Origin of the sequence: Clostridium sp. ATCC BAA-442 (genome assembly GCF_964239415.1) — a bacterium.
In the GTDB taxonomy this organism is placed as follows: domain Bacteria; phylum Bacillota; class Clostridia; order Oscillospirales; family Oscillospiraceae; genus Flavonifractor; species Flavonifractor plautii.
Map to the genome: position 1 here is coordinate 11,670 of NZ_CAXSQB010000061.1, position 8,133 is coordinate 19,802.

The 8,133-nt window shown below is 64.4% G+C and carries 8 protein-coding genes and 1 pseudogene; all 9 read right to left on the reverse strand.

Annotated features, from left to right (window positions below):
* Positions 1 to 27 precede the first annotated feature (27 nt).
* Positions 28 to 1,308: a GTPase ObgE gene (gene obgE / locus ACESY8_RS17545; RefSeq protein WP_054339370.1), complete on the reverse strand. Its 1,281-nt coding sequence runs from the start codon at positions 1,306 to 1,308 to the stop codon at positions 28 to 30.
* 121 nt (positions 1,309 to 1,429) lie between these two features.
* The gene (gene rpmA / locus ACESY8_RS17550) at positions 1,430 to 1,714 is read right to left on the reverse strand and encodes a 50S ribosomal protein L27 (protein WP_007490923.1); all 285 of its coding nucleotides are present in this window, start codon (positions 1,712 to 1,714) and stop codon (positions 1,430 to 1,432) included.
* 49 nt (positions 1,715 to 1,763) lie between these two features.
* Positions 1,764 to 2,096 carry a ribosomal-processing cysteine protease Prp gene (locus ACESY8_RS17555; RefSeq protein ID WP_054339371.1) on the reverse strand — a complete coding sequence of 111 codons (333 nt, stop codon included), beginning with the start codon at positions 2,094 to 2,096 and terminating at the stop codon, positions 1,764 to 1,766.
* Between the two features lies 1 nt (position 2,097).
* Positions 2,098 to 2,409, reverse strand: coding sequence for a 50S ribosomal protein L21 (gene rplU / locus ACESY8_RS17560; RefSeq protein WP_007490927.1), 312 nt, complete (start codon positions 2,407 to 2,409; stop codon positions 2,098 to 2,100).
* 262 nt (positions 2,410 to 2,671) lie between these two features.
* Complete coding sequence (locus tag ACESY8_RS17565) at positions 2,672 to 3,235, reverse strand: rubrerythrin family protein (RefSeq protein ID WP_065533815.1); 564 nt, start codon at positions 3,233 to 3,235, stop codon at positions 2,672 to 2,674.
* Between the two features lie 140 nt (positions 3,236 to 3,375).
* Positions 3,376 to 4,476 (reverse strand): metallophosphoesterase family protein, encoded by a 1,101-nt coding sequence (locus ACESY8_RS17570; protein ID WP_044942624.1) that lies wholly within the window; start codon positions 4,474 to 4,476, stop codon positions 3,376 to 3,378.
* 52 nt (positions 4,477 to 4,528) lie between these two features.
* The gene (locus ACESY8_RS17575) at positions 4,529 to 6,067 is read right to left on the reverse strand and encodes an ABC-F family ATP-binding cassette domain-containing protein (RefSeq protein ID WP_204682151.1); all 1,539 of its coding nucleotides are present in this window, start codon (positions 6,065 to 6,067) and stop codon (positions 4,529 to 4,531) included.
* A 366-nt stretch (positions 6,068 to 6,433) separates the two neighbouring features.
* Positions 6,434 to 7,213 (reverse strand): sulfite exporter TauE/SafE family protein, encoded by a 780-nt coding sequence (locus ACESY8_RS17580; RefSeq protein WP_226908002.1) that lies wholly within the window; start codon positions 7,211 to 7,213, stop codon positions 6,434 to 6,436.
* A gap of 44 nt (positions 7,214 to 7,257) precedes the next feature.
* Positions 7,258 to 8,133, reverse strand: a pseudogene (locus ACESY8_RS17585) (lactate racemase domain-containing protein); the annotation flags it as partial.

The following is an 8,133-nucleotide window of genomic DNA, read 5'->3' on the forward strand; positions in this document are numbered from 1 at the left end:
GTCCGTAGCCGGACCGCCCGCTCTGCTTTACCGCTGGTACTCGAATTCCAGGTTATAGAGGGAGACGATGTCCCCGTCCTGAATTCCCATCTCCTCCAGCCGGTCAAACAGGCCGGACTGGCGAAGCATCCTGTCAAACCAGTTTCGGGACTCGTAGTCCCCGAAGTTGACGTTGGCCATGAGCCGCTGGAGCCAGGGGCCCTCCACCAGCCAGGTGTCGTCCTCGTGGGTGATCTCCAGGGGCTCGGACATGTCCACCTCCGGCGGGCGCTCCACATAGGTGGGCTCGTACACCGTGATGGGCGGCAGGTGCTCCAGCTCCCGGGCGGCGGCGTACATCAGCTCCCGGGTGCCCTGCTGGGCGGCGGCGGAGATCTCATAGAAGGGCAGGCCCAGGCCCTCCACATGGGTTCTCAGGGCCTCCAGAGCGGAGCGGTCAGCGGCAATGTCCACCTTGTTGCCCGCCACCAGCATGGGACGGCTCTCCAGCCCGGAGCCGTACTCCTTCAGCTCGGCCTGGATGGCCTCAAAGTCGGCCACCGGGTCGCGGCCCTCGCTGCCCGACACGTCCACCACGTGGATAAGCAGGCGGCAGCGGTCGATGTGCCGCAGGAAGTCGTGGCCCAGGCCCGCCCCCTCAGCCGCCCCCTCGATGATGCCGGGGATGTCGGCCAGGACGAAGGAGACACCCTCCTCCACATACACCACGCCCAGATTGGGAAACAAGGTGGTGAAATGGTAGTTGGCGATCTTGGGCCGGGCCTTGCTCACCACAGAGAGGAGGGTGGACTTGCCCACATTGGGGAAGCCCACCAGGCCCACGTCGGCCAGCAGCTTGAGCTCCAGAATCACCTGCCGCTCCTGGCCAGGCAGGCCCGCCTTGGCAAAGCGGGGCACCTGCCGGGTGGGGGTGGCGAAGTGCTTGTTGCCCCAGCCCCCGTTCCCACCCCTGGCCAGTACAAAGCGGTCGGTTTGGGACATGTCGCAGATAATCTCGCCCGTCTCCGCGTCCCGCACCACCGTGCCGCGGGGGACCTTGATGACCAGATCCTCCCCGTCCTTGCCCGAGCAGCGCTTGCCTTGGCCGTCCATGCCGTTGGCGGCCACATACTTGCGCTTATAGCGGAAGTCCATCAGGGTGGACATATGCTCGTTGATCTCCAGAATCACGCTGCCGCCCCGGCCGCCGTCGCCGCCGTCGGGGCCGCCCGCGGCCACGTACTTCTCCCGGTGGAAGGCCACCGCGCCGTTGCCGCCGCTGCCCGCCTTGACGGTGATGCGGGCGGTATCTACAAAGGGTGCTGCCATAAAAACCTCCTTGCCACAGGGTGGCTCGTCCCATAGGGGCGGCCCTTGCGGCCGCCCGGAGCCTGCGCCCCGATAAAATAAGCCCCGAACGGGAATCCGTCCGGGGCTAGTTTACCCATATTTACTGGGCGATCTCAACGATAGAGACCTGCTTGCGGTCCTTGCCCAGGCGCTCAAACTTGACTCTGCCGCTCTTCATGGCGAACAGGGTGTCGTCGCTGCCCTTGCCGACATTGACGCCGGGGTGGATATGGGTGCCCCGCTGGCGGACCAGGATGTTGCCGGCCAGGACGAACTGACCGTCACCCCGCTTCACGCCCAGACGCTTGGCCTCGGAATCGCGGCCGTTGCGGGTGGAGCCGACGCCCTTCTTGTGGGCGAAGAACTGAAGACCGATGTTCAGCATGGTGTCACACCTCCAAACTTGTGTGTTAAAAACGTCGCCGTGACGGAGGTCATTCCTCCTCCATCACGCTGATATGGTCGGGATACTCCTCGTGCAGGCTGGCAAAGTGAACCATGAGAGCCGCCAGAAGGGTCTGACAGGTGGACTCATTGGCCTCGCTCAGGCCGCCGGGGATTTTCATGGTGATGGAAGCGTCGCTCTCCCGCACCTTGACCGATGCCCCCAGGCCCAGCACGTCGTTGACGGCGCACTCGGTCAGACGGACGGCGCTGGTGACTGCGGCGCAGATAATATCGCTTCCCTCATCGGCGTAGCCACTGTGGCCCTGCACGGTGAAGCCCACAATGCGCTCTCCCTCCATGTGAAAGGTGACGGTAGTCATCTTACACGGAGATCTTGCCGATGGTCACCTTGGTATAGGGCTGACGGTGGCCCTGCTTGCGGCGGTAGCCCTTCTTCGGCTTGTACTTGAAGACGATGACCTTCTTGCCCTTGCCGTTCTTCACCACGGAGGCGTCCACCTTGGCGCCCTCCACCACGGGAGTGCCCACGGTGATCTTGTCGCCGTCGATGACAGCCAGAACCTTGTCGAAGGTCACGTTCTCGCCGGCCTCGCTGGCCAGCTTCTCGATGAACAGGGTATCACCCTCGGTCACCTTGTACTGCTTGCCGCCGGTCTCGATGATCGCATGCATGTAGTTTCAACTCCTTCATTACGGGCTCGCTGTCGGGGGAGGAGGTTTCCCTCACTTGTTTGTCGCGCTGCGCGCCCTCCGCGACGGCCAACGGCTCAACACTCCGCTGAAACTGCTGCCAGACTGCGTCCGGCCTGCTCTCAGTCTGCGTGTTTTGCTGCTGCCCTGCTCTCAGGTGTCTCCGCGCTTCGTTCCCATTCAAAGCGGCTCTGATAGTATATCAGCACAAATCTGATAAGTCAAGCTTTTTTCTTCTATTTGGTTACCGGCTCACCTTTTTCCGGTATGTTGTCGGCTCAAAGGCTCCAATGGCCTCACAGACGCCGCACACATCCGGCCGGTGGTCGAAGACAGCGCCACAGAACACACAGCGGTAACCGTCTACTGTGACCACCTGCTCCTGGGACACGGGTTCGGACTCCTTTTCCGGATGGTTGCGCTTGAGCCCTGCCAAGGCACTCATAAAACGGAATTCATGGTCCTTCTCAATTTGAGAAATCTGCTCAAAGAGCACCGCGATCTCGTCCAGCCCCTCCTCGCGGGCAGTTTGGGCATAGCCGGGATAGAGCTTGGTCCACTCCCCATATTCCCCGGTCATCGCCTCCTGAAGGTTGTCCGCCGTGCTGCCGATGCCGCACAGCCTCTGATACATCAGTTTGCCGTGGACTCCTTCATTCTGTGCCATCCGCTCAAAGAGCTCGGCCACTTCAGCATAACCCTCCTGCCGGGCCTTGTCGGCAAAAAAGAGATACTTATTGCGGGCCATAGACTCCCCGCTGAAGGCATTCCACAGGTTCTGCTCGGTACGCGTCCCTTTTATATCCATATTGATTCTCCTTAAATAATAATAATTACTATTATTATATTATTTTTCTTTTGGTTGTCAAGAGAAAAATTCGTACCGATCAGCCCGCCATAACGGGAGTTCTGTTGTTGGCTGCGACCGTTCTGCCGGGATGGCAGCACCTAGTGGGCCAGCCGTCCGAAGTACCAGCCGGTGACACCGTCCTTCTTCACCAGCGCCCGGTCGGAGATGCGCCGCACCACCGAGAGGGTGTCGCCGGGGCGCACCGCCAGACGGTAGTCGGTGGAGTCCTCACACCGGGTCACTCCCCGGTCCACATAGAGATACTCGGTGAGCACCTCCAATACCCGGCCGGTCTCCAGGTGGCGGCAGAGGGAGAGCTCCGCCCCCCGCTCCAGCACCTCCAGGGCGTTGCGCCCCCAGCGGATGTTTACCGAGTCCGCCGACGGGGCCTGGGGGTCCAGGGCCTCGGCGGTGGGCAGGCCGTCGTAGGCGAACCAGGAGAAGGCCCCGCCGGGCCTTTCCGGCAGCACCAGGGCGTTGAGCTGGCCGTCCACCTTGAGGGAGCAACCGCCGTCGATGCTGGCGATGTGCCGCCCCTCCGCCAGCAGCGGGGCGGCGGAGGGAACGTGGGGGTGATAGAGGGTCACCGGCCAGTGGCCCACGATACACCACCGCCGAAAAGAGTGTCCCTGTGAGAGAAAGTCGTCGTTTTTCATGCACTTCCAGGCGTCCAGCCCCTCCAGGTGCGCCTCGTCGGCCACGCCGCCGTGGACGAAGAGATAGTCGGGGGTGAGCAGGATCTCCGGCATGGCCTCCAGGAAGGCCAGCTCCGGGCCGAAGCGGGCCCGCACCACCTCCCGCAGAGCGGGCAGCTCCTCCGGCCCCCGGGTCTCGAAACCGGCGGCGTGGCCCATCTGCACCAGCAGACAGCGGTCCCGCCACACGTCCACATAGTGGCGGTAGAACCGCTCCTCCTCCCCCTGGGCGGCCACAAACTCGCTCACCAGGTTATCGCAGTTGCCCCTCAGGCAGTACACCGTGTTCCGCTCCGCCAGCTCCATGATGAACCGGAGGGTGGTGAGGCTGTCCGGCCCCTTCTCCACCAGGTCGCCCACCAGCACCAGGATGTCGTCGGGGCCGTAATGGGCGGCGGCCAGCACGCCCTTGAGAAACGGCAGATTGCCGTGGATGTCGCTGATGGCCAGCACCCGCCGCCCCTCCGGGAAGGTCAGGCGCTTTACCGTTGCTGTTCTCGGCATAGATACACCTCGCTTTACCACGCTCTATTTTACCACAGGGGGCGGAAAAATGCTATCGCCCCTTTCCCCCGATTTCCACCACGCGCTGCGCCCAAGCCCGGTAGAAGTCCACCTCGTGGGACACCAGAAGCACCGTGCCTGGGAACCGGTCCAGCGCCCGGGCCAGGGACTCCTTGGCTGCCCCGTCCAGGTGGTTGGTGGGCTCGTCCAGCAGGAGAAAGTTGCAGGGCCGCAGGATGAGCAGGCACAGCTTGACCCGGGCCTGCTCGCCGCCGCTCAGCGTCGCCACGGCCTGGATGGCGTGCTCCTGCCGGACGCCGCACCGGGCCAGCGCCCTCCGGGCCTCCTGCCGGTCCAGGGTGGGAAAGGCCCCGGTCACCAGCTCCTCCGGCGTCCGTGTTCCATCCGTCCAGGCCAGGGCCTGGGGGAAATAGCCCAGCGCCGCCTGCTCCGAGAAGCGGAAGCGCCCGGCCAGAGGGGGTAGCCGGCCCGCCAGGGTGTTGAGCAGGGTGGATTTTCCCACTCCGTTAAACCCGGTCAGCACCACCTTCTGTCCGGCATGCACGGAGAGGTCCAGCCCCTCCAGCACCGGACTGCGGTACCCTACCGACAGTCCCACCACCTCCAGGTCTCCCGTCCGGCCCGCGGGCAGCGGCTGGAACTCGAACACCGGCGGGGCGCTCCGGCCCTCCGGCGCCGCCAGCCGCTCCAGACGGTCCAGCTTCTTCTGCCGCCCCCGGGCCATCTTCGCGTTGCGGCCCGCCCGGTTTTTGCGGATATAGGCCTCCGTCCGCGCGATCTCCCGCTGCTGGGCGGTATACTGCCGGAGGCGCTCCCCCTCCAGGCACTCCTTTTTGGCCTGATAGGCGGCGTAGTTCCCCGGATACTTGGTGAGGCGCCGCCCCTCCACCGCGCAGACGGCGGTGACGGCCCGGTTCAGAAAGGCGGCGTCGTGGGACACCACCAGGAAAGCCCGCTCCAGCCCTGTCAGCGTGTCCGCCAGCCACGCTGCCTGCTCCTGGTCCAGAAAGTTGGTGGGCTCGTCCAGCAGCAGCACGTCCGGCTCCTCCAGCAGCAGCCTGGCCAGGAGCAGCTTGGCCCGCTGGCCGCCGCTCAATTCCCCCACCGGGCGGTCCAGCCCCAGCTCCACCAGCCCCAGTCCCGCCGCCGCCTTCTCCACACGGGTGTCCATCTCGTAAAACCCACGGGCCTCCAGCTCCTCCTGCCGCCGGGCCGCGGCGGCCAGGGCCGCCCCGTCGCCCTCCGCCGCCCGGTCGTACAGCTCTGTCATGGCCCGCTCCAGCGCGTAGAGGGCCCGGAAGGCCCCGTGCAGCACCTCCCCCATAGTGTGCTCCGGGTTCAGGGCGGCATACTGGTCCAGGCAGCCCACCCGGATACCGCCCTGCCACACAATCCGCCCCCCGTCGGGCACCAGTTGGCCGGTACACAGCTTGAGCAGGGTGCTCTTTCCTGCTCCGTTCCGGCCCACCACGCCTACGTGCTCCCCCCGGTGGAGGGCAAAGGCGGCATTCTGAAACAGAGGCTGCCCGCCAAAGGCGTGGGTCAGCCCCGTGATCTCCAACAAACTCATGGTATTGCTTGTCATCCTTTCTGAAAAACGAAAGCGGGGAGAGGGGCCCTCGCCCCTCTGCCCGCGCTCCTCTGCGGTTCAAAAAAGCGATGGACGAAACATCGTCCATCGCCTGCAAAATGGGTACGGGAAACCGGAGCGCCCTCTGGGCCGCCCTACCGCTTCCCGATGAAACCCAACCGCGGTTCAGCCGCGCAGCTCTGCACAATGTTTCACCGGTTCGGATTGTGCAGAGCGGAGTCTTTTTACCCGTTTGTCAGTCAGATGAAAGTTCATTGGCTGTTCTCCTTGCTGTGATACGCTCTCAACCATAGCACAGGTCCCCGGCTTTGTCAAGCCGGGGACCTGCACGGAGAGGCAGCCGCCTCAGGCGGCCAGATTGCGGACGATATTGAAGATGGAGATGGCCAGCACCAGGAGCTGGACGGCGTTGAAGGCCTTCTCCACCGCCGCCTCGGAGCACTTCTTGTTGAGGCTGGCCCCGATAAAGCCGCCGGCGATGGCGCCCACGATCATGACCGGGGCGATGGACAGGTCGAACACTCCGAAGCCGGTGGTGAGGGCCACGGTGGCCAGCTTGGAGATCTGGGCGAAGAGGATGGTCACCAGGGAGCACACCGTGGCCGTCTTGGTGTCAAAGGAGAACAGGTAGATGATGAGGGCCACGTTGATGGGCCCGCCGCCGATGCCCAGGAAGGAGGAGCAGACGCCCAGGAAGACGCCCACCAGCAGGGACACCACCACGCCCCGCAGCTCCCGGCTGGGGATGCGGCTCTTGTTCTTCATGTAGAGGAACACGGCCAGGATGAGCAGGGAGAGCACCACGTTCTGCACCACGGTGACGGCGGAGTTGGCCCGGAGGGCGTCCACGATCACCTGGAGCAGCTTCTCCCCCGCCAGACCGCCCGCCACCGAGCCCAGGGCCAGGGGGATGGCGGTGCCGAAGGGGATTTTGGTACGGGCCAGCATCTGCTTGCCGATGGACACCACCGACATGGAGAACACCGTCAGGGAGGAGAGCACGCCGATGGTCTGCACATCAAAGCCGTGGAGCACGTCCATCAGCGGCTTGATGATGACGCCGCCGCCCATGCCGGTGAGGGAGCCCACCGTGGTGGCGCCGATGGCGATGAGGAAGTAGAGCACGTACTGCAAGGGAACGCCTTCTTTCGATGGAATTCAGCGCCGGCTCAGCCGCCGCAGGGGGTGCCGCCCACGGGGGCGGAGTTGAGGGCGGGGTCCTTCATGCACAGGTGGACGGCGGCGGTGGTGAAGGTGCGGGGCAGGGCCAGGATGTTGGGGTTGGGGCCGGTATATTTGCGCATGGCGTCGGCCAGGGCCTCCTCGAAGGTGGCGCGGGTCTTGAGGCCCATGCTGCGGGCGATGCCCGGCTCCCGGGCGCCCACGATGTAGATGGCGCTGGTGTGCTCCTCGGCCAGATGGCCGCAGCTCATCATGGAGAAGCCGTGGAAGGGGTGGAAGGCGTTGGCGAAGCGGTACTTGCGGATGTACTCCTCCTTGGTGGCGAAGTACTCGCCGTACCGGTTCATGTCGGGGAGGATGTTCATGTAGTCGTGCTGGAACAGGTCGTACAGCTCCCGCAGGTAGGGCCAGCGCTCGTCGTGGAAGTAGCCGTCGCAGATGGAGGAGACGATGAACACGCACCGGTCGCTCATGATGCGCCTGTGGCGGATGACCTGGGCGGACAGGGCCTGCATCATCTGGATGGGGTTGGTGCCCATGCCGTTGCCGTAGTGGAAGTTGGTGGGCATGCCGAAGACGATGATGTCGTACTTCTTCTCCGCCCAGTGGACGTAGGTGCGCTTGTCCGCCGTCTTCCAGGACACGGGCTGCATCTCCCTGGCCCAGCCGGAGTGAATCTCGATCTGGCGGCTCTTGGTGTCCAGCACGGCGTCGCAGCAGAAGAATTTCTTGCCCATCTTCTCCTCCATCCGCATGCCCTGCTGGTCGAACTTGTGCCGCATCTCACTGTTCGTGGACACGGGCACGAAGTCCTGCCGGTGCATCACCTGGGGCACGTGGTGGGCAGAGATGCTCCGCCAGTG

Coding starts and splice junctions, on each gene's coding strand:
- ACESY8_RS17555 (WP_054339371.1), bottom strand. CDS start 2,096: ATGACTACCGTCACCTTTCACATGGAGGGAGAGCGCATTGTGGGCTTC.
- ACESY8_RS17575 (WP_204682151.1), bottom strand. CDS start 6,067: ATGAGTTTGTTGGAGATCACGGGGCTGACCCACGCCTTTGGCGGGCAG.
- ACESY8_RS17565 (WP_065533815.1), bottom strand. CDS start 3,235: ATGGATATAAAAGGGACGCGTACCGAGCAGAACCTGTGGAATGCCTTC.
- obgE (WP_054339370.1), bottom strand. CDS start 1,308: ATGGCAGCACCCTTTGTAGATACCGCCCGCATCACCGTCAAGGCGGGC.
- rpmA (WP_007490923.1), bottom strand. CDS start 1,714: ATGCTGAACATCGGTCTTCAGTTCTTCGCCCACAAGAAGGGCGTCGGC.
- ACESY8_RS17570 (WP_044942624.1), bottom strand. CDS start 4,476: ATGCCGAGAACAGCAACGGTAAAGCGCCTGACCTTCCCGGAGGGGCGG.
- rplU (WP_007490927.1), bottom strand. CDS start 2,409: ATGCATGCGATCATCGAGACCGGCGGCAAGCAGTACAAGGTGACCGAG.